This window comes from Ideonella sp. sgz306126, from assembly GCF_056032705.1.
In genome coordinates, this window is sequence record NZ_JBVYWP010000002.1 from 305,890 (window position 1) to 323,917 (window position 18,028).

Annotated in this window: 21 protein-coding genes; 5 read left to right on the plus strand and 16 right to left on the minus strand. The window is 71.0% G+C overall.

Annotated features, from left to right (window positions below):
- Nucleotides 1-5: 5 nt before the first annotated feature.
- The 12 genes from AC0N04_RS05815 to AC0N04_RS05870 all read right to left on the minus strand — a co-directional run bounded on the left by AC0N04_RS05815 (nt 6) and on the right by AC0N04_RS05870 (nt 9,261).
- The gene (locus tag AC0N04_RS05815; RefSeq protein WP_474279613.1) at nt 6-377 is read right to left on the minus strand and encodes a hydrogenase maturation nickel metallochaperone HypA/HybF; all 372 of its coding nucleotides are present in this window, start codon (nt 375-377) and stop codon (nt 6-8) included.
- Nucleotides 365-1,528: a serine/threonine-protein kinase gene (locus AC0N04_RS05820; RefSeq protein WP_474279615.1), complete on the minus strand. Its 1,164-nt coding sequence runs from the start codon at nt 1,526-1,528 to the stop codon at nt 365-367. Before AC0N04_RS05820 ends, AC0N04_RS05815 begins: the two co-directional genes overlap by 13 nt.
- Nucleotides 1,525-2,064 carry a [NiFe]-hydrogenase assembly chaperone HybE gene (gene hybE / locus AC0N04_RS05825; protein WP_474279617.1) on the minus strand — a complete coding sequence of 180 codons (540 nt, stop codon included), beginning with the start codon at nt 2,062-2,064 and terminating at the stop codon, nt 1,525-1,527. The genes AC0N04_RS05820 and hybE overlap by 4 nt, the downstream gene beginning before the upstream one ends.
- Nucleotides 2,065-2,068: 4 nt before the next feature.
- A complete protein-coding gene (locus AC0N04_RS05830) occupies nt 2,069-2,296 on the minus strand; it encodes a rubredoxin (RefSeq protein WP_474279619.1) in 228 nt (75 codons plus the stop codon).
- A gap of 119 nt (nt 2,297-2,415) precedes the next feature.
- Nucleotides 2,416-3,309 (minus strand): hydrogenase expression/formation protein, encoded by an 894-nt coding sequence (locus tag AC0N04_RS05835; RefSeq protein WP_474279621.1) that lies wholly within the window; start codon nt 3,307-3,309, stop codon nt 2,416-2,418.
- Nucleotides 3,310-3,330: 21 nt separating this feature from the next.
- A complete protein-coding gene (locus tag AC0N04_RS05840) occupies nt 3,331-3,792 on the minus strand; it encodes a hydrogenase (RefSeq protein WP_474279623.1) in 462 nt (153 codons plus the stop codon).
- A 47-nt stretch (nt 3,793-3,839) separates the two neighbouring features.
- Nucleotides 3,840-4,157 (minus strand): HypC/HybG/HupF family hydrogenase formation chaperone, encoded by a 318-nt coding sequence (locus AC0N04_RS05845; protein ID WP_474279625.1) that lies wholly within the window; start codon nt 4,155-4,157, stop codon nt 3,840-3,842.
- A 15-nt stretch (nt 4,158-4,172) separates the two neighbouring features.
- On the minus strand, nt 4,173-4,853 hold the full coding sequence (locus tag AC0N04_RS05850) for a HyaD/HybD family hydrogenase maturation endopeptidase (protein WP_474279626.1): 681 nt from the start codon (nt 4,851-4,853) through the stop codon (nt 4,173-4,175).
- Between the two features lie 7 nt (nt 4,854-4,860).
- Complete coding sequence (gene cybH, locus AC0N04_RS05855) at nt 4,861-5,604, minus strand: Ni/Fe-hydrogenase, b-type cytochrome subunit (protein ID WP_474279628.1); 744 nt, start codon at nt 5,602-5,604, stop codon at nt 4,861-4,863.
- Between the two features lie 41 nt (nt 5,605-5,645).
- Nucleotides 5,646-6,227 (minus strand): HupE/UreJ family protein, encoded by a 582-nt coding sequence (locus tag AC0N04_RS05860; protein ID WP_474279630.1) that lies wholly within the window; start codon nt 6,225-6,227, stop codon nt 5,646-5,648.
- Between the two features lie 38 nt (nt 6,228-6,265).
- Nucleotides 6,266-8,122 carry a nickel-dependent hydrogenase large subunit gene (locus AC0N04_RS05865; RefSeq protein WP_474279632.1) on the minus strand — a complete coding sequence of 619 codons (1,857 nt, stop codon included), beginning with the start codon at nt 8,120-8,122 and terminating at the stop codon, nt 6,266-6,268.
- A 38-nt stretch (nt 8,123-8,160) separates the two neighbouring features.
- Nucleotides 8,161-9,261, minus strand: coding sequence for a hydrogenase small subunit (locus tag AC0N04_RS05870; protein ID WP_474279634.1), 1,101 nt, complete (start codon nt 9,259-9,261; stop codon nt 8,161-8,163).
- 388 nt (nt 9,262-9,649) lie between these two features.
- On the opposite strand from AC0N04_RS05870, the gene AC0N04_RS05875 reads away from it, so the two are divergent.
- From AC0N04_RS05875 to AC0N04_RS05885, 3 genes are read left to right on the plus strand one after another with little or no spacing between them, the layout of a single operon-like run.
- Nucleotides 9,650-9,892: a FeoA family protein gene (locus tag AC0N04_RS05875; RefSeq protein WP_474279636.1), complete on the plus strand. Its 243-nt coding sequence runs from the start codon at nt 9,650-9,652 to the stop codon at nt 9,890-9,892.
- Between the two features lie 14 nt (nt 9,893-9,906).
- Complete coding sequence (gene feoB / locus AC0N04_RS05880; protein ID WP_474279638.1) at nt 9,907-11,793, plus strand: ferrous iron transporter B; 1,887 nt, start codon at nt 9,907-9,909, stop codon at nt 11,791-11,793.
- A gap of 1 nt (nt 11,794) precedes the next feature.
- Nucleotides 11,795-12,055, plus strand: a complete 261-nt coding sequence (locus tag AC0N04_RS05885) for a hypothetical protein (protein WP_474279640.1) — start codon at nt 11,795-11,797, stop codon at nt 12,053-12,055.
- Nucleotides 12,056-12,062: 7 nt separating this feature from the next.
- Here AC0N04_RS05885 and AC0N04_RS05890 read toward each other — a convergent pair whose 3' ends face one another.
- The gene (locus AC0N04_RS05890; RefSeq protein WP_474279642.1) at nt 12,063-13,442 is read right to left on the minus strand and encodes an HD-GYP domain-containing protein; all 1,380 of its coding nucleotides are present in this window, start codon (nt 13,440-13,442) and stop codon (nt 12,063-12,065) included.
- A gap of 62 nt (nt 13,443-13,504) precedes the next feature.
- On the opposite strand from AC0N04_RS05890, the gene AC0N04_RS05895 reads away from it, so the two are divergent.
- Entirely contained in the window at nt 13,505-14,083 is a 579-nt protein-coding gene (locus tag AC0N04_RS05895) for an MOSC domain-containing protein (RefSeq protein WP_474279643.1), read from the plus strand.
- A gap of 31 nt (nt 14,084-14,114) precedes the next feature.
- Here AC0N04_RS05895 and AC0N04_RS05900 read toward each other — a convergent pair whose 3' ends face one another.
- Nucleotides 14,115-14,855: a BPSS1780 family membrane protein gene (locus AC0N04_RS05900; protein WP_474279645.1), complete on the minus strand. Its 741-nt coding sequence runs from the start codon at nt 14,853-14,855 to the stop codon at nt 14,115-14,117.
- A gap of 109 nt (nt 14,856-14,964) precedes the next feature.
- Nucleotides 14,965-16,068, minus strand: a complete 1,104-nt coding sequence (locus AC0N04_RS05905; protein WP_474279647.1) for an alkene reductase — start codon at nt 16,066-16,068, stop codon at nt 14,965-14,967.
- A gap of 294 nt (nt 16,069-16,362) precedes the next feature.
- On the opposite strand from AC0N04_RS05905, the gene AC0N04_RS05910 reads away from it, so the two are divergent.
- Nucleotides 16,363-17,250: a 23S rRNA (adenine(2030)-N(6))-methyltransferase RlmJ gene (locus AC0N04_RS05910; RefSeq protein ID WP_474279649.1), complete on the plus strand. Its 888-nt coding sequence runs from the start codon at nt 16,363-16,365 to the stop codon at nt 17,248-17,250.
- A gap of 13 nt (nt 17,251-17,263) precedes the next feature.
- Here AC0N04_RS05910 and aqpZ read toward each other — a convergent pair whose 3' ends face one another.
- Nucleotides 17,264-17,947, minus strand: a complete 684-nt coding sequence (gene aqpZ, locus AC0N04_RS05915; RefSeq protein ID WP_474279651.1) for an aquaporin Z — start codon at nt 17,945-17,947, stop codon at nt 17,264-17,266.
- Nucleotides 17,948-18,028: the final 81 nt, after the last annotated feature.

Here is an 18,028-nt window from a genome sequence, read left to right on the forward strand (position 1 = left end):
TCTCCTCAAGCCGCCGTCGCGGGGGCGACCGGATCGTCATGGACCAGCAAGTCCACCACGCGCAACTCGGTGCCGCCGGTGGGTTGAATCTGAAAACCGCCGCAGCGCGGGCAGGGGTCGGCACGGCTGGCGATCGAGACCGACGCGCCGCAGGGCAGGCACCAGGCGGTGCCGGGCGGCTCGTCGATCTCGATCGCCGCGCCCTGCAGGCAGGTGCCGGGGCTGAGCGCGTCGAGCGCGAAACGCAGCGCGCGAACCTCGACGCCCGCCAGCGCGCCCGCCTCCAGCCGCAGCTGCGAGACGCGCGCAAAGCCTTCGCGCCGGGCGGCGTCTTCCACCACCTTCAGGATCCCGCCTGCCAAGCTCAACTCGTGCATGACCCGCTCTCCAACGCGATGCCGCCATCTTGCGCCTTCGCGGGGCCGCCGGCGATGCGGAACGGCACGCAGGGGTCGAAGGCCACGGCCAGCAGCGCCGCCCCGCCCGCCTGGGCCGCGTCGTCCGGCAAGCGGCGCAGCGCCTGGGCCAGCACGCCGGCGGAATGGAAGTTCCATTCGGTCGGCGCCAGCACCCGGCAGTCGGCCACCACCGGCTCGCCGCCCGCGCCGTCCGCCAGCCGCACCCGGTGCACCAGCAGGCCGCGCGCCATCTCGGTCCAGGCCAGGCCTTCGCCCGGGCCCAGCGCCAGCGCGCCGTGCGCCAGCCACCGCTCGCCGCCGGGCTCGGCCAGCCGCAGCAGCTCGACCAGCCGGGCGATCAGCCGGTCCCACGCGGTGCGCGCCGGCACGGTCTGGCCCGGCCCGCCGTCGGCCACGCGCGACCAGGGTCCGGTGTCGGGCTGATGGCCCTGCCAGTGCGGGCGGGCACAGAAGCCGGGTTGGTCGACCATGCAGCGGGCCAGCTCGGCCATCGCCGCATCGCCCTGCAGTCGCAGCGCCGGCCCGGGTGCGTCCAGCGCCTGCGCCTGCGCTCGCTGGGCGCGCAGCCAGACCGCCACCGGGCCTGGGGCGTCCATGCACCAGCGCGCGGGCCAGGCTTGCGGATCCGCCTCGAAAGCCGCCAGCCAGGCGGCCGGACGGCGGCCCAGCCACTGCCGGTCCAGCCAATCGCGCAGCGCCGACAGATCCTCGTCCGCGTCGGCGCCGTCGCGCCAGGCGGGACAGTCGCGCAAGGCCTCGTGGACCGATGGCGATGCCGGCGTGCCCGGCCACGGCACCAGGCGCGGCCAGTCGTGGCCCAGGCGCAGCAGGTGCTCGCGCAGCGTGGCACGGCGATGGGCTTGTCGATCGGCCGGGCTGACCCGGTCCGGCCGACCCAGCGCGCGTTCGACGGCGCGGCGCGCGGTCCAGCGGTGGGCGTGCGAGCACAGCGCGAACAACGTGCCGAGCAGATCGGGCAGCCGGTCGGCCGGGCGGCCGCTGGCCAGACGCGGCGCCAGGTCCGGCCGGGTGCTGACCAGCGTGTCGTGCGTGCCGGGCCCGGGGCGCAGCGTGACCTCGCCGGCCAGGTGCTGCCAATCGAGGGTCATGGCGCACCGGCCCTCGCGTCGGCGCCGCCGCGGCCGAACAGAAAACCGCGGCGCGAGGGCGGCGCCGGCACGGTCTGCGGCGCGGCCGGCGCGGCATGCGGCTGGCGCAGCTGACGCAGCACGTCCGCCGCGACCGCCAGCGCCGCCGCCTGGTCGGCGAACTCGGCCATCGGCGAAAACAGCGACGCGGCCTCGAACGCCCCCAGGCCCGGCTCGAAGCGGCCGATGAAGTCCAGCCGCGGGCCTGCGGCGGCCGGACCCACCGGGCGTGCCGCGCACTGCCCCACGGCCAGCCAGCCCGGGGCGCCCGCCGCCACGGCCTGCCGCGGCAGGCGCAGCAGGTTCATGAACCAGGGCGTGACCAGCACGCCTTCGAGCAGGTCGGGTTCCAGCGCGCCGGGCGCAAAGCCCAGCGCGCGGACGTGCAACGCCGGGTTCAGCAGCGGCACGCCGGCCATCCGTGTGCGGGCCACGCGGTCGAACACCGCCTCCAGCAGGGCGACGCGGTCGGCCGCTTCGGGGTGGGGATCCGGCACGGGTTCAGTCCTGTTCCATCAGCACCATGAACTGCTCGGCGTCGCCATCGCACTGCGGGCAACGCCAATGCGGCGGCAGCTCGGTGAACGCCGTGCCGGGCGGGATCTGCCACTGCGCGTCGCCCACGGCGGGATCGTAAACCCACCAGCAGATCTTGCATTCCAGCCGCGCGCCGGCGGCCAGGCGCTGGCGGTCGCCCAGGTAGCTGCCTTCGAAGCGCGCCGTGCTCACAGGTCTCCCCTCCGCGCTGCGCACTTCGGGATTCGCGCTTGGGAGCGGCCCGGCGCGCTCACTGGACTCCCTCCGCGCTGCGCACTTCGGGATTCGCGCTTGGGAGCGGCCCGGCGCGCTCATGTCCGGCTCCCGGCCTGTTCGACCCATTGCAGCACCTCGACCAGGCGCTGGGCCGAATCGGCCAGGTCTTCGGGCGCGGCGCAGGCCGCCTCGGGCATGGCGCAGACCTCGACGGTGTTGAGGATCACGGTGTCCTGCGAGTTGTAATAGACCACCCGCCAGGTGTGGGGAACGCAGGCGTCGGTGATGCGGCAGTTGCCGTAGCCGCGCGACAGGATCAGCACCCGGCCGGTGCCCAGCTGGTGGTCCAGGTAGGCGATGTCCTCGGGCGACATCGGCAGCAGGCTCAGGTTGATCACCGCGGGCGCCTGGCCGGGCTGCCAATGGCGCCGCAGATCGGCCAGTTCGCTCAGCACCGACGCCGCGTTGATCACGTGCGGCGGCGGCGCCATGGCGGCGGGCGGGTGGCGGCCGTCCTCGCGCGCGGCCTCGCGCAGCACGGCCGGCACGGCGCCGGCCTCGAGGGTGTCGCACAGCGCGCCATCGTCGGTGCGGGTCACGACCCGCCACAGCCCGGCGAAGACCGATTCCTGGATCTGCACCGTGCTCCGGCCGTCCACCGCGTCCGGCGCCGACAGCACCTGGGCGCTGACCTCGCCCTCGCCCAGCACCTGGTTGATCAGTTGCCGATCGGCCTCGGGCAGGCCGTCCAGCCGCACCGGCGCGGGCGTCTCGCCGCGCCCGCATTGCTGCAGCGCATGCACGGCCTGGCGCAGCACCTGCACGGCGCTGTCGTGCCCGGCCAGGGCCTCCGGCTCGGGCAGCAGCGGCGGCCGGTAGGTGTCCATCCCCGAGGGCATGCGCAGGTAGTCCAGGGTCTCGTCCTCGTTCGTCGCGAAGGCGGCCACCACGGGGATCGGGAAGGCGCGGGGGGCGGCAGGCAGGGTCATGGCGGGCTCTGGGTTGCTGGGTCAGTGGCAGGACGCGCCGGCCGGCACGGTGCCCACCAGCGCGATCGGCGGGCGGCTGGCCGGGGTGGCCAGCGCCTGGGCGACGCGGTCGAGGTAATCGGTCCAGTCCAGCATGCCGGCGATGGTCGCGACGTAACGGCCGTCGCGCAGGAACACCAGCGACGGCCAGCGCTGCGCGCCATAGCGTTGGGCGATCTCGTCCTCGCCGTCGCGCCGCACCACGCCGACGCGGAAGCGGCCCGGAAACGCCCGCTGCAGTTCGGGCAGCACGACGGCGACGTCCAGCACCTCGGGAAAGCGCACCGGGTCGCCTCCGAAGAACAGCACCTGGTCGCCGCCGGCGGCCGTGAACGCGGCCAGCGTGGCCGGGCACACCCAGCTCGCGCCGTGGTCGCAGACCAGGCGCTGCAACAGCAGGGGTTCGCGCGCGGCGGGGGAGTCGGGCAGCAGGATGTCGGTCATCGTCGGTCCTCGGGCAGGCGAACAGGCTGGTGAAACAGGGGTGGGGGTCAACGCGCCGCGCCGGCCAGCGCGGCCAGCTGCTCGGCGCTCATCGCCGACGGCAGCGCGAAGCCGGGATCCGCCGGGCCTTGCGCGCCGTCGGCGCCGCGCATCGCGGCCAGCACCAGGTCCAGCGCCGCATCGACCTCGGCCGCGCGCTCGGCGCTGAGGCGCTCGCGCGCGTCGTCCAGGAAGATCAGCAGCCAGTCGCCCGGCTGCACGTCGCCGACCAGCGCGGTGCCGACCTCGCGGGTCTCGCCGCGGCCGCGCACCGACGCGCGGCCGGGCCGGCTGTGCAGCACCTGCATCGGCATCCCCAGGCACATGGCATCGGCTCCGCGTCAGCCGGCCGTGGCCAGGAAGCGCTCGTCGCCGATCCGGCAGGCGAGCTCGGCGGGAGGGCGGCCGGCCTCGTACGCGGCCATCGCCAGCATCGAGACCGTCACGCCTTCCGCGGCGGGCGCGGTGGCGGGGCGCGGCGTAGGCGCGGCGCCCCAGTCGCGCAGGCGCTGGACGCCCAGCGCCAGGGCGTCGTCCATCGCCAGCTTGACGACCGGGCGCAGGCTGCCGCCGTAGTCGTCCAGTTCCTCGGGCTGGCAACCGATCAGCAGCACCTGCTCGGGGTAGCGCTCGGTCAGCAGCGCCAGCATCAGCACTTCCTGGAAGCCGGTCTGGTGCAGGCTCATCTTCTTGGCACCCATGAAGCGCGGCACCTCGTCGTCTTCCACCAGCTTGAGCGTGCCGGGCGGCAGACCGTAGTCGATCGCATCGAAGATCAACAGCTTCCTGGCGGCCTGCACATGCTGAATCAGGTACAGGCCCTGGGTGCCACCGTCGACCAGGCGCACCCGGTCGCCGAAGGCCCATTGGCGCTGCAGCGCCTCGACGCAGCGCACGCCGAAGCCCTCGTCGGCCCACAGCAGGTTGCCGATGCCGAGCACGACGATCAGATCGTCGGCCGGCACGAACGGATCGACGCCCTCGGCCTCGGCCGGGTGGGAGTGGGACAGGCCCGCGTTCATGTTGCCCTCACTTCTTGAAAGTGCGGTAGCCCGAGATCATCGTGCTGACGATGCTCTGGCGGCCCATGATGTCTTCGCGGATCGCGGCGTAGACGTGCAGCGTCACGAACATCACCATCGCCCACAGGCCGAAGTGATGCCAGGTGTGGACGTCCTGCGACTGGCCCATCAGCGGGATGACCCAGCCGAACAGGTGGTCGGCCCAGGAGCCGGTCTGCTCGCCTTCGCCGTACATCGCGAAGCCGGTCAGCATCATGAACACCGACAGGAAGAAGTAGCCCAGGAACATCGCCGCGCGGGCCAGCGGGTTGTGGCCCACGTACTGGCTGGGCTGCGGGATCAGGAAGGCGTACCACTTCAGCATCGTCAGCACCTCGCGCCAGTAGGCCTTCTGGAACACCGGCAGCGTGAACAGTTCGCGCGCATGGTGGTTGCCGACGAAGGCCCAGTAGATCCGGCCCAGCAGGCCGACCGCGAACACGTAGCCGGCGGCGAAATGGGCGAAGCGGATGTAGCCCATCAGGAAATGCGCGCTGGCCTCGCCCGGCAAGGTGGGCAGCGGCGAGCCGATGAAGTAGCCGGTGACCGCGAGCACGGTGATCGACAAGGCGTTGACCCAGTGCCACAGCCGCACTGGCGCCTCGTAGACATAGACCGATTTCGTGCTGGCGCCGTGCGCGATCGCCTGCGGATCGGTGCCGGTGATGTCGGCCAGCGCGCTGGCGGGGGGGGCGGAAAGGTTGGCGGACATGGCGGTCTCCTGGCAGCGTCGGGGAGCAGGCGCGGTCCGCGTCAGACGCGCACCAGCAGCCACAGGCCGGCCAGGCCCATCGCGGCGCCCAGGCTGGACCAGACCGCGGCGCGGGCGCTTCGCAGGCGCTCGCCCAGGCCCAGGCCGGCGGCGTGCAGCGCCGCGGTGGTGGCCAGGAAGCCGGCCGCGTAGGCCGCGAAGCTGCCACCCGACGGCAGCTCGGCGCCGTGGGCCAGACCGTGCAGCAGCGCGGCGGCGGCGATCAGGCCCAGGCCGACGCGCGGCGCCAGCCGCGTCCCGGCCGCCAGCATCACGCCGAACACCGTCACCGACAGCGCGATGCCGGTCTCGGTGCCGGGCAAAGCCAGGCCGGCAGCGCCCAGCGCGGCGCCGACGATCAGCGCCGCCATGAAGGTGGCCGGCCCGGCCCAGCGGCGGGCGTCGGGCAAGGCGGCGGCGGACCACAGGCCCACCGCGACCATGGCCAGCAGGTGGTCCGGGCCGAACGGGTGGGCCAGGCCCTGGGCCAGCGTGTGGGTGCCATGGCCCAGGTGGGCCGAGGCGGCGGTGCTGGCGGTCAGCAGCGCGAACAGGGTCAGCAGGGGAAGCGAGCGTCGGGTCATGGTCGGTCTCCGGGAATCAATGGGCGGGCAGCGGGCGGTCAGCGGACCGTGACGGTGCTGAGTTCGGCGCCGTCTTCGCTCATCACATGGGTCGAGCAGGCCAGGCAGGGGTCGAAGCTGTGCAGGGTGCGCAGGATCTCGACCGGCTGCTCGGGGTTGACCATGGGCGTGTTCATCAGCGAGGCCTCGAAGGCGCCGATCTGGCCCTTGGTGTCGCGCGGCGAACCGTTCCAGGTGGTGGGCACCACGCACTGGTAGTTCGCGATCTTGCCGTCCTTGATGTGGATCCAGTGGCCCAGCGCGCCGCGCGGCGCCGCCACCGTGCCCACGCCTTTGGCGTCCTTGGGCCAGGTGGCCGGGTCCCATTTGTCGACATTGGCGGTGGCGGTGTCGCCGGCCTGGATGTTGGCGACCAGCTCCTGGAAGTCCTCGCGCATCATCTCGGCGCAGTACTGGGCCTCGAGCGCACGGGCCAGCGTGCGGCCGATGGTGGTGGGCATCAGCTGCTTGACCGTGTACTGCGTCTCGGGCAGGCCCAGCGCCTTGGGGAAGGCGCTGTTGATGATCGCCGCCGAGCTCTCGATCTGCTCCTTGACGCGCTGGCAATGGGTGTTGCCCTGGCGGGCGTGGGCATAGCCCAGGATGTAGCGGGCCAGCGGGCCCACTTCCATCGCGTGGCCGCGCCAGCGCGGCGACTTGATCCACGAATACTTGGCGCTTTCGTCGATGTTCTCGATCGCGGTGCGCGTGCCCTTGGTCTTGTCGCCGAGCTGGTAGTGGGGCTCGGTCACGCCGTCCCAGGGGTGCAGTCCCTTGGTCTCGTCGGCGTACTGGTACCAGCTGTGCGGCACGAACTCCTGGACCTGCTCGGGATCGCGCGGGTCGACCGGGTGGATCACGTCCCAGTTGCCGTCGAGGATCGCGCCGCCGGGCAGCTGCTGGGTCGCGTGGTCGCCCATCACCTTCTCGTAGGTGCCGTAGTCCATCACGTTGGTGGCGGACAGGCCGCCGCCGTGCAGCCAGCCGGCGTTCTTGTAGATCGTGCCGATGGCCAGCACGTCCGGGATGTAGACGTTGTTGTTGAACGTGATCATCTCGTCGATGCGCGCCTTGACGAAATTCAGCCGCTCCATGTTGATCGGCGCACCGGCCGCGCCGTTGCCGTCGAGGTTGATCGCGCAGGGCACGCCGCCCACCAGGTAGTTGGGGTGCGGGTTCTTGCCGCCGAAGATGGTGTGGACCTTGACCCATTCCTTCTGCAGGTCCAGCGCCTCCAGGTAATGGGTCACCGCCATCAGGTTGGCCTCGGCCGGCAGCACGTAGGCCTTGGAGCCCCAGTAGCCGTTCATGAAGGGGCCGAGCTGACCGCTCTCGACGAATTTCTTGAGCCGGTTCTGGATGTCGCGGAAGTAGCCGGGCGACGACATCGGGTGCGAGGGCGACACCGTCTGCTGCAGCTCCGAGGTCTTCTTCGGATCGGCCTTCAGCGCCGAGACCACGTCGACCCAGTCCAGCGCATGCAGGTGGTAGAAGTGCACCGCGTGGTCGTGCTCCTGCAGCGTCTTGGCCATGATCTCGCGGATCAGGTAGGCGTTCTTGGGGATCGTGATCCCCAGCGCGTCCTCCACCGCACGGACCGAGGTGAGCGCGTGGCATCCGGTGCAGACGCCGCAGATGCGCTCGACGAAGGCCCAGGCGTCGCGCGGGTCGCGGCCCTTGAGGATGACCTCCAGGCCGCGCCACATGGTGCCGGTGGAGACCGCGTTGCGGATCACGTTGTTGCTGTCGACGTTGACCTCGCAGCGCATGTGGCCCTCGATGCGGGTCACCGGGTCGACGACGATGCGCTTGCCGCTGTCGTCCAGCTTGAAGCCTTGGGTTTCGATCACGCCCATGATGTTGTGGTCCTCTGTGTGCTGTCAGGCCGGTCGGCTCAGGCGCCGGTGGTCGTGTCGTTCTTGGCGTCGCTCGGGGGACGGCCGGTGCTCGAGGCGCGTTTGATCGCCGAGGCGGCGGCATGCGCCACCACCGCGGCGCCCACCACGCCGGCCGCCGTGCCGCCCACCTTGTCGGCCGTGCCCTCGATGCCGAACTGGTGGATCGTGGTCAGGCGGTCGTAGAACGAGCCCTTGTCCCAGAAGCCGTCCTCCGAGCAGCCGATGCAGCCGTGGCCGGCCTTGATCGGGAAGCTGGTGCCCTCGTTCCACATCACCGTCGAGCAGGCGTTGTAGGTGGTCGGACCCTTGCAACCCATCTTGTAGAGGCAGTAGCCGCGACGCGCGAATTCGTCGTCGAAGCTCTCGACGAACTGGCCGGCGTCGAAATGCGGACGGCGGTAGCACTTGTCGTGGATGCGCTGGCTGTAGAACATCTTCGGCCGGCCCTGGCGGTCCAGCTCGGGAATCTTGTCGAAGGTCAGCATGTAGGTGATCACGCCGGTCATCACCTCGGCGATCGGCGGGCAGCCCGGCACCTTGATGATGGGCTTGTCGGTGATGACCTTGTGGATCGGCGTGGCCTGCGTCGGGTTGGGCTTGGCCGCCTGCACGCAGCCCCAGGACGCGCACGAGCCCCAGGCGATCACCGCCTTGGCGTCCTTGGCCACGCGCTTCAACTTCTCGATGAAGGGTTTGCCCGACTGGATGCAGAACATGCCGTCCTCGTTGAGCGGCGGGTTGCCTTCCACGGCGAGGATGTACTGGCCCTTGTACTTGGCCATGATCTCGTCGAGGATGGCCTCGGCCTGGTGGCCGGCGGCGGCCATCAAGGTGTCGTCGTAGTCCAGCGAGATCATCGACAGCACCACATCCTTGGTCAGCGGGTGGGCCGAGCGGATGAAGCTCTCGGAGCAGCAGGTGCATTCCAGGCCGTGCAACCACAGCACCGGCGTGCGCGGCTTGGTTTCCATCGCGTGCGCAATCTGCGGCACGAAGGCCGGCCCCAAGCCCAGCGAGGTGGCCGTGAGCGAGCAGTACTTCATCAGGCTGCGCCGGGAGATGCCCTGTCGGCGCATCACCTCGTAAAAAGTTTCCATCTCGGGGTCTCCTCCAGACTTCGGCGCGCCGCACGATGCGGCACGCTTGTCTTGTCTCAAGGGACGTGCCCGATCCGGCCTCCCCTCGGGAAAGCCCCGAGCGGCGCGCGCAAGCCCTTGTCAGGGTTGAGGAATTTTTGGAGACCGGGTCGATCCCGCTGCCGTCCGCCGCTCGGCAAGGTCATTCACTTTGCAGATTGGCTTCAAAACTGGAAGATGACCTTTCGATTTGCGACCGACCGGCGCCACGCCTCAGGCCACCCAGGCAGGGCGGACGCCAAAACCCGACCGATCCCGTCGCCTGAGCACCTCACTCAATACTTGAATGAGATACACTCTCATTTAGAAACCGCCGGTTCGGTGGTTCATGACTGCACCTGCCACCGCCATGCTGCTCGCCGATCTGCCCGACGGAGACCACGCCACCGTGCTGAACGTGGCCGCGCAATCCAGTGAACTGGGCGCCGATCTGCTGCGCCGCCTGGGCGAACTGGGCTTCCTGCCGGGCGAGCCGGTGCAGGCGCTGCGCCGCGGCCCCGGGGGGCGCGAACCGCTGGCGGTGCTGGTCGGCGAGACCTTGCTGGCGCTGCGCCTGTGCGAGGCCCGCTGCATCGAGGTCGCCCCGGCCTGAACCGCGCCCACGCCATGAACGCCGCCAGCTCGCTGAATCTTTCCCCCGCCGGTCTGATGCGCAGCGTGGCGCTGGTGGGCAACCCGAACTGCGGCAAGACGGCGCTGTTCAACCTGCTGACCGGCGCGCGGCAGAAGGTCGCCAACTACGCCGGCGTGACGGTCGAACGCAAGGTCGGGCTGGCCCGCCTGCCCGATGGCCAGAGCGTCGCGGTGGTGGACCTGCCCGGCACTTACAGCCTGCACCCGACCTCGGCCGACGAGGCGGTGACGCTGGACGTGATCGAGGGCCGGCGCAGCGGCGAAGCGGCGCCCGACCTGATCGTGGCCGTGGTCGACGCCACCAACCTGCGCATGAACCTGCGCCTGGTGCTGGAACTGCGTCGCCTGGGCCGGCCGATGCTGGTGGCGCTGAACATGGCCGACATGGCGCGCGAACGCGGCCTGGTGATCGACGTGGCGCGACTGGCCGCCGAGCTGGGCTGCCCGGTGGTCGAGACCGTCGCGGTCAAGCACAACGGCCATGCCGCGCTGCTGGCCGAGCTGGCGCGCGACCTGCCCAGCGTGCATGCGGCGATCGACGCGCGCCACCTGGACGTCCCCGACGCCGCCACGCTGCAGCGCGAGGTGCGCCGCATCCTGGCCGCGGCCGCGCCGGTGGCCGCGCGCACGCCGCGCTTCCACCCGGGGCTGGACGCCTGGGTGATGCACCCGGTGTGGGGCGTGGTGATCCTGGCGCTGCTGCTGTTCGTGATGTTCCAGGCGGTCTTCACCTGGGCGCAGTGGCCGATGGCGATGATCAACGACGGCGTGACCCTGCTGGGCGAGCTGACCCGCAGCCACATGGCCCCCGGCCCGCTGCGCAGCCTGCTGGCCGATGGCGCGATCGCCGGCGCCGGCAGCGTGCTGGTCTTCCTGCCGCAAATCCTGATCCTGTTCGCCTTCATCCTGGCGCTGGAGGATTCGGGCTACCTGCCGCGCGCCGCCTTCCTGCTCGACACCTTGATGGGCAAGGTCGGGCTGTCGGGCCGGGCCTTCATTCCGCTGCTGTCCAGCTTCGCCTGCGCGGTGCCCGGCATCATGGCCACCCGCACCATCAGCAACTGGCGCGACCGGCTGGCCACCATCATGGTCGCGCCGCTGATGACCTGTTCGGCCCGCCTGCCGGTCTACGCCTTGCTGATCGCCGCCTTCGTGCCGGAGCGCTCGGTGGCCGGGCTGAGCCTGCGCGGGCTGACCCTGTTCGCGCTCTACGTCGCCGGCGTGCTGTCGGCCTGCGCGGTGGCCTGGGTGTTCAAGCGGGTGTGGATGAAGAGCAGCTACCAACCGCTGATGCTGGAGCTGCCGCCCTACCGCGTGCCCAGCCTGCGCAACCTCGCCATCGGCCTGTGGGAACGCGCGCGCATCTTCGTGCGCCGCGTCGGCACCATCATCTTCACGTTGACGGTGGTGCTGTGGGCCCTGTCGAGCTGGCCCGGTGCGCCCGAGGGCGCGACCCAGGCGGCGATCTCGTACAGCCTGGCCGGCCGGTTGGGTTACGGGCTGCAGACCCTGTTCGCGCCGATCGGCTTCAACTGGCAGATCTCGATCGCGCTGGTGCCCGGCATGGCGGCGCGCGAGGTGGTGGTGGGGGCGCTCGGCACGGTGTATTCGCTGTCCGGCGCCAAGGATGCGGTGGCCCAGACGCTGACCCCGGTGATCGCCCACAGCTGGTCGCTGGCGACCGCGTATTCGCTGCTGGCCTGGTTCGTGTTCGCGCCGCAGTGCCTGTCGACGCTGGCCGTGGTCAAGCGCGAGACCAACTCGTGGCGCTATCCGCTGATCATGACCGCCTACCTGTTCGCGCTGGCCTATGCGGCCGCGTTCGTCACCTACCGCGTCACGCTGGCGCTGGGAGGATGAAATGTCTCTGCAAGGACTGATCGCCGCCGCCGTGGTGCTGGCCTGCGGCCTGTACGCCGCCTGGACCCTGATGCCCGCCGCGCTACGCCGGCCGCTGGCCGCCGGGTTGCTGCGCTGGCCGGGCCTGCAAGGCCGGGCCTGGTTGCGCCAGGCGGCCCAGGCCCAGGCCGCCGGCTGCGGCTGCGAGGGTTGCGATGCCGCGGCGCGGCCCGCCCCCGGCGCGCCGCAGCGCATGATCGTGATGCGGCGCAAGGCCCGCTAAAGGCCCCTCAAGCGTCCTGGATCACGGCCTTCAAGGCCTCGAAGCAGCGCGCGTCGATCGCCGTGCCGATCGTGCCGGCCATGATCTCCAGTGTCTGCGGGATCGGCACCGCACCGCGGTAGGGCCGTTCGGCCGAGATCGCATCGAAGATGTCGGCGGTCGTGATGATGCGGGTTTCGAGCGAGATCTCGTGCTCGCGCAGCCCCAGCGGATAACCCTTGCCGTCGAGACGCTCGTGGTGCGCGGCCGAGACGCGTGCCAGTTCGGCGAACGGCGCGATGCGCGACAGGATCGCCTCGGTGTAGGCGGCGTGAAGCCGCACCGCCTCCCACTCGGTGTCGTCGAGCTTGCCGGGCTTGTCGAGCACGGCATTGCTGACCCCGAGCTTGCCCACGTCGTGCAGCAGTGCGCCGCGGCGCAGCCAGCGCCGCCGCAGCGGCGGCAGCCCGAGCTGGCCGGCGATGCGGTCGACATAGTCGGCCACCCGCGCGCTGTGGCCGCTGGTGTAGGGGCTTTTGCTGTCGACGATCTGGCCGAACGCGGCGGCGATGTCGTCCAGGTAGTCCTCGTCCAGCGGCACCTGGAAGCGCCCGGGCTCGAGCGCCAGCACCGCCTGGTCGATGCCGGGCGAGGCCAGCGTGTCCCAGAAACCGGGCTGGCGCGCCACGCGCTCGAACGCCGCGACCAGCGCCGGGTCGAACCATTGGCCGGCGCGCGCCCGGACCTCGGCCACCGCGGCGTCGCCGCCGTCGGCGGTGCGGAAGACGTCGATCACCTGCGACAGCAGTGCAATCCGCGCGTAGAGCGGGATGGCCTCGCCGCGCAAGCCTTCGGGCTTGCCCTGGCCGCTCCAGTGCTCGTCCAGGCTGTGGATGCCGTCGGCCACCGCGTCCGAGAAGCGCAGCTGACGCGCGATGTCGGCGCCACGCTGGCAACGGGTCTGGATCAGTTCCTGGGCGATCTCCGGGCCGTTGCGCAGGATGTTGACCACGCTGCGCAGCCGATCCGCCAAGCCGACCCGCAATCCGGTGTGGCTGAACACGAAGCGCAGCATCTGCGGCAGGCTGTCGCCGACCGCCTTGAAGTCGTGCTTGAACTGCAGGTCGTCGGTCAGGTAGAGCTCGCAGATGCGCGCCGCGTTGCTGCTGCAGCCCAGGTCCTTGAGCAGCAGCACGTAGTACAGCTCCCAGCGCTGGCGCTCGTCCAGGCCGATCTCCTGGCCGATGTGCATGCCGATCCAGCAGCAGCGCACGCAGTGCCCCTTGGGCTGGCCTTCGGTGATGTCCAGCGCATGGCTGAGTGCGCCGATCAGCTCGGACAGGCGCAGCTGCAGGGGGTCGCCCACGGCACCGGACGCGATCGGCGAGGCGGTCAGCAAGCGTTCCATGCAGAGGTTATCGACCGTGTCGGCCGTGGGTTGAGCGGCGACCGTGCCGCGACAATGCGACGATGAAGATCCTCAGCGTCAACACCGCCGTCGCCCGCAAGGTGACGATCAACGGCCGGCAGATCCTGACCGCGATCGCCAAGCAGCCCCGCAGCGGCCCGGTGGCCTACGGGCCGATGGGTCTGGACGGCGACGAGCAGGCCGACCCGACGGTGCACGGCGGCCTGTCCAAGGCCCTCTACGCCTATCCGTCCGAACACCTGCCGTTCTGGCGCACGGTGCGCGCCCAGGCCCGCGTGGCCGACTGGGACCACGCGGTGCCGCCCGGCCTGGTCGGCGAGAACCTGACGCTGCAAGGCGTGACCGAGCGCGAACTGTGGGTCGGCGACCGCCTGCGCTTTGCCGATGGCGGCGTGCTGGTGGTCAGCGAACCGCGCTTCCCGTGCTTCAAGTTCAACGCGGCGATGGGCTTTGCCAAGGCGGCCAAGCTGATGGCCGAATCGGGCTACTGCGGCAGCTACCTGGCGGTGCTGGTGCCAGGCCGGGTGCAGGCCGGCGATGAATTCACGCTGGAGCCCGGCGAGCGGGCACTGGGCCTGGCCGAGGCCTTCCGGGCCCGCACCGCCGGCAAGTCGTTCTGACCGCCGGCCGGTGGCGCCACGCCGGCGCGGTTCAGCCTTCGTAGATGTCCTTGTACGAGGTGTAGACCGACAGCAGCGTCATCGGCCCCAGCACCAGCCAGCCCAGCCCGAGCAGCACCGACGCCAGGATCGCCGCCACCAGGTAGATCACGCCGTAGATCAGGAAGGGCACGACGTTGCCCAGGCTGGCCCGCAGGCTGGCCTTCAAGGCCTCGACCGGCGCCACCTGGCCCAGCACCACCAGCGCCGGCGCGAACCACAGGGCCGCCGCCACCGCCAGGAACAGCACCAGGCCCACCAGCGCCGCCAGCACCCCGGCCCCGATCGACGCGCCCATGCCCATGCCGCTGTGCATCGCGCCGCCGGCCATCGCCCCCATGAAGGCGCCGAAGCCCAGCGCGCCGACCACCGCGCCGATCACCAGGTTGGCCACCAGCACCAGCGCGCCGAGCGTCAACAACGCGCCGAAGTGGCCCTTGAAGCCTTCGAACAGGTCAGCCAGGTCCAATGCGCCGCCGCCATCGACCTTGCGCGCCGCCAGCATCCAGCCGCCTATGAACACCGGCGTCAGCAGCGAGCCGGCCAGCCACCCCAGCATCGGCACGAAGTGCAGCGCCACCAGGATGACGAAGAAGACCACGCCGCACGCGACCCACATGCCCGCCTGGCGGTTGAACAAGGCCCAGGCCTCGCTCCACCAGGCCGAGCCCCGGCCGGATTCCACCTGGCGCGGCACCCTCGTGCCGGCCGAACTTCCGGACGATGCGTCCATGCTGGCCTCCCTCGCAGTTCGGCTCGACATGGGCCGATGCAGGCCAGTATGCCGCGGCCGAGCGGCCCCGCGCCATCCCGACGCTGAAGCCCGGCTCGGCCGGCGCGCCTCAGGCCAGCGTCGGGTAGTCGGTGTAGCCCTTGGCGCCGCCGCCGTAGAGCGTGGTGGCGTCCAGCGCATTCCAGGCCGCGCCTTCGCGCAGCCGGCGCCCCAGGTCGGGGTTGGCGATGAACGGCTTGCCGAAGGCGACCAGATCGGCCTCGCCGGCCTGCACCACGTCCAGCGCCATGGACCGGTCGTAGCCGTTGTTGACCATCCAGGCGCCCGGAAACAGCTTGCGCAGCGCGGCGTAGTCGAACGGCGCCACGCCCTGGCTGCTCAGGTCGCGCGGGCCGCCGGTGGCGCCCTCCACCACATGGCAGAAGGCCAGGCCGAGCGGCGCCAGCTGCGCGATCACGTGGGTGTAGAGCGCCTGTGCGTCGCTGTCCTGCCCGATGTCGTTGGCCGGGGTGACGGGCGACAGGCGGATGCCGGTGCGGCCGGCGCCGATCTCGGCGGTGATGGCGCGCGCCACCTCCATCAGCAAGCGGGTGCGGTTGGCGATCGAGCCGCCGTAGGCGTCGGTGCGGTCATTGGCCGAGTCCTTCAGGAACTGCTCGATCAAATAGCCGTTGGCGGCGTGGATCTCGACCCCGTCGAAACCGGCTTCGATCGCGTTGCGCGCGGCGCGGCGGTAGTCCTCGACGATGCCGGCGATCTCCTCGGTCGCCAGCGCACGCGGCGCCGAGACCTCGGCGAAGCCGCCGGCGATGTAGGTCTTGCTCTTGGCGGCCCGGGCGGTGGACGACACCGGCGCCGCGCCACCCGGCAGCAGCGAGGTGTGCGAGATGCGGCCCACGTGCCACAGCTGGATCACGATCTTGCCGCCTTCGGCGTGCACCGCGTCGGTGACCTTCTTCCACGCGGCGACCTGCTCGGGGCTGTAGATGCCCGGCGTGTCCAGGTAGCCCTGCGCCATGGGGCTGATCTGGCTGGCCTCGGTGATGATCAGGCCGGCGCCGGTGGCCGGGTTGGCGCGCTGGCGGTAATAGGTGACCGCCAGCTCGGTGGGCACGCGCTGCGCGTCGGCCCGGTTGCGGGTGAGCGGCGCCATCACGATGCGGTTTTGAAGGGCGATGTCGCCGACTTGCAGGGGGGTGAAAAGCTTGTTCATGGCCGCGAGCGTACCCGGCCCGGTACAGTGCGCGATTGACCTGATCCGAAAGACCCCAGATGACGCCCCCCAACTCACTGCGTTCGGTGCCCCCCACGGGGGCGCGTCAGCACCTTCGGGCGGCCGGGCGGTACTTGACGGCACCCCCCGCCTCACTGCGTTCGGTGCCCCCCGCGGGGGCGCGTCAGCACCTTCGGGCGGCCGGGCGGTACTTGACGGCACCCCCCGCCTCACTGCGTTCGGTGCCCCCCGCGGGGGCGCGTCAGCACCTTCGGGCGGCCGGGCGGTACTGACATGCTGGCCTATCGACACGCCTTCCACGCCGGCAATCACGCCGATGTGCTGAAGCACCTGGTGCTGGTCCAGGTGCTGCGCTACATGGCGGCCAAGGGCAAGCCTTTGCGCTACATCGACACCCACGCCGGTGCGGGCGGCTACCTGCTAAAGGGCGCGCAGGCGCAGAAGAAGGCCGAGTACCGCGAGGGCATCAACCGCCTGTGGAGCCGGTCCGACCTGCCCGAGGCGGTGGCCGACTACGTCCGCCTGGTGCAGGAGTTCAACCTGCAGCCCGGCGAAGACGGCCAGACGCCGGCGCTGGAGAAGGGCATGACCCCGCCGCTGGCGCTGTACCCGGGCTCGCCGTCGATCGCGCGGATGATCCTGCCGCGCAGCGACGCGATGCGGCTGTTCGAGCTGCACCCCAGCGACGCGCGCACGCTGGCCGCCCATTTCGGCGGCAACCGACACGTGCAGGTGCTCAACGAAGACGGCTTCGCCGGCCTGAAGGGGCAGATCCCGCCCACCCCGCGCCGCGCCCTGGTGCTGATGGACCCGTCCTACGAACTGGTCGGCGATTACGGCAAGGTGGTGGCCACCTTGCGCGACGCGGTACAGCGCTTCGCCGAGGGCGTCTACATGGTCTGGTACCCGCAGGTCAGCCGCATCGAATCGGCCCAGCTGCCCAAGCGCCTGATGGGCCTGGCGCCCAAGGGCTGGCTGCACGTGCGCATGACGGTGAGCCAGCCCGACGAACGCGGCTTCGGCCTGACCGGCAGCGGCCTGTTCATCCTCAACCCGCCGTTCTCGTTGCACCAGACCCTGGCCGAAGTGATGCCCTTCCTGGTCGACACGCTGGCGCAGTTCGACGGCGCCAGCTACCTGATCGAAGAACAGCCGGCCTGAACCCGCGCCGCGGTCACTCCTCGGCCACCGCCTTGTAGGCCAGCGCGCCCAGCACGGCGCCGGCGATGGGGGCCACCCAGAACAGCCACAGCTGGTCCAGCGCCCAACCGCCGGCGAACAGCGCCACGCCGGTCGAGCGGGCCGGATTGACCGAGGTGTTGGTGACCGGGATGCTGATCAGGTGGATCAGCGTCAGGCACAGGCCGATCGCGATCGGTGCGAAGCCCTTGGGTGCACGGTCATCAGTGGCGCCCATGATGACGAACAGGAAGAAGCCGGTCATCACGACCTCGGTCACCAACGCCGAGGCGAGCGAATAGCCACCCGGCGAATGGGCGCCGTAGCCGTTGGACGCGAAGTCGCCGACCGACACGAAGCCGGCCTTGCCGCTGACGATCAGGTACAGCACCGCGCCCGCTGCGATGCCCCCCAGGACCTGCGCCGCGATGTAGGGCAGCAGCCGGGACGCCGGGAAGCGCCCGCCCGCCCACAGGCCGACCGACACCGCCGGGTTCAGGTGGCAGCCCGAGACGTGGCCGATCGCGAACGCCATCGTCAGCACCGTCAGGCCGAAGGCCAGCGACACGCCCATCAGCCCGATGCCCAGGCCGGGAAACGCCGCCGCCAGCACCGCGCTGCCGCACCCGCCCAGCACCAGCCAGAAGGTTCCCAAAAACTCCGCACCGTACGCTTTCATGTGACGTCCTTGAAGAAATGCCAAAGGCTGCGGATGCTAGGCGGGCGCGGCAGGCCGTCAACCGGGGAGGCCTGCAGCTCG

Bases quoted from the DNA above. Each gene is read 5' to 3' on its own strand.
- AC0N04_RS05860 (WP_474279630.1), bottom strand. From the start codon at position 6,227: ATGACCCGACGCTCGCTTCCCCTGCTGACCCTGTTCGCGCTGCTGACC.
- AC0N04_RS05815 (WP_474279613.1), bottom strand. From the start codon at position 377: ATGCACGAGTTGAGCTTGGCAGGCGGGATCCTGAAGGTGGTGGAAGAC.
- AC0N04_RS05900 (WP_474279645.1), bottom strand. From the start codon at position 14,855: ATGGACGCATCGTCCGGAAGTTCGGCCGGCACGAGGGTGCCGCGCCAG.
- AC0N04_RS05875 (WP_474279636.1), top strand. From the start codon at position 9,650: ATGCTGCTCGCCGATCTGCCCGACGGAGACCACGCCACCGTGCTGAAC.
- AC0N04_RS05885 (WP_474279640.1), top strand. From the start codon at position 11,795: ATGTCTCTGCAAGGACTGATCGCCGCCGCCGTGGTGCTGGCCTGCGGC.
- AC0N04_RS05905 (WP_474279647.1), bottom strand. From the start codon at position 16,068: ATGAACAAGCTTTTCACCCCCCTGCAAGTCGGCGACATCGCCCTTCAA.
- cybH (WP_474279628.1), bottom strand. From the start codon at position 5,604: ATGTCCGCCAACCTTTCCGCCCCCCCCGCCAGCGCGCTGGCCGACATC.
- feoB (WP_474279638.1), top strand. From the start codon at position 9,907: ATGAACGCCGCCAGCTCGCTGAATCTTTCCCCCGCCGGTCTGATGCGC.
- aqpZ (WP_474279651.1), bottom strand. From the start codon at position 17,947: ATGAAAGCGTACGGTGCGGAGTTTTTGGGAACCTTCTGGCTGGTGCTG.
- AC0N04_RS05840 (WP_474279623.1), bottom strand. From the start codon at position 3,792: ATGACCGACATCCTGCTGCCCGACTCCCCCGCCGCGCGCGAACCCCTG.
- AC0N04_RS05865 (WP_474279632.1), bottom strand. From the start codon at position 8,122: ATGGGCGTGATCGAAACCCAAGGCTTCAAGCTGGACGACAGCGGCAAG.
- AC0N04_RS05850 (WP_474279626.1), bottom strand. From the start codon at position 4,853: ATGAACGCGGGCCTGTCCCACTCCCACCCGGCCGAGGCCGAGGGCGTC.
- AC0N04_RS05910 (WP_474279649.1), top strand. From the start codon at position 16,363: ATGCTGGCCTATCGACACGCCTTCCACGCCGGCAATCACGCCGATGTG.
- AC0N04_RS05835 (WP_474279621.1), bottom strand. From the start codon at position 3,309: ATGACCCTGCCTGCCGCCCCCCGCGCCTTCCCGATCCCCGTGGTGGCC.
- AC0N04_RS05870 (WP_474279634.1), bottom strand. From the start codon at position 9,261: ATGGAAACTTTTTACGAGGTGATGCGCCGACAGGGCATCTCCCGGCGC.
- AC0N04_RS05820 (WP_474279615.1), bottom strand. From the start codon at position 1,528: ATGACCCTCGATTGGCAGCACCTGGCCGGCGAGGTCACGCTGCGCCCC.
- AC0N04_RS05845 (WP_474279625.1), bottom strand. From the start codon at position 4,157: ATGTGCCTGGGGATGCCGATGCAGGTGCTGCACAGCCGGCCCGGCCGC.
- AC0N04_RS05895 (WP_474279643.1), top strand. From the start codon at position 13,505: ATGAAGATCCTCAGCGTCAACACCGCCGTCGCCCGCAAGGTGACGATC.
- AC0N04_RS05890 (WP_474279642.1), bottom strand. From the start codon at position 13,442: ATGGAACGCTTGCTGACCGCCTCGCCGATCGCGTCCGGTGCCGTGGGC.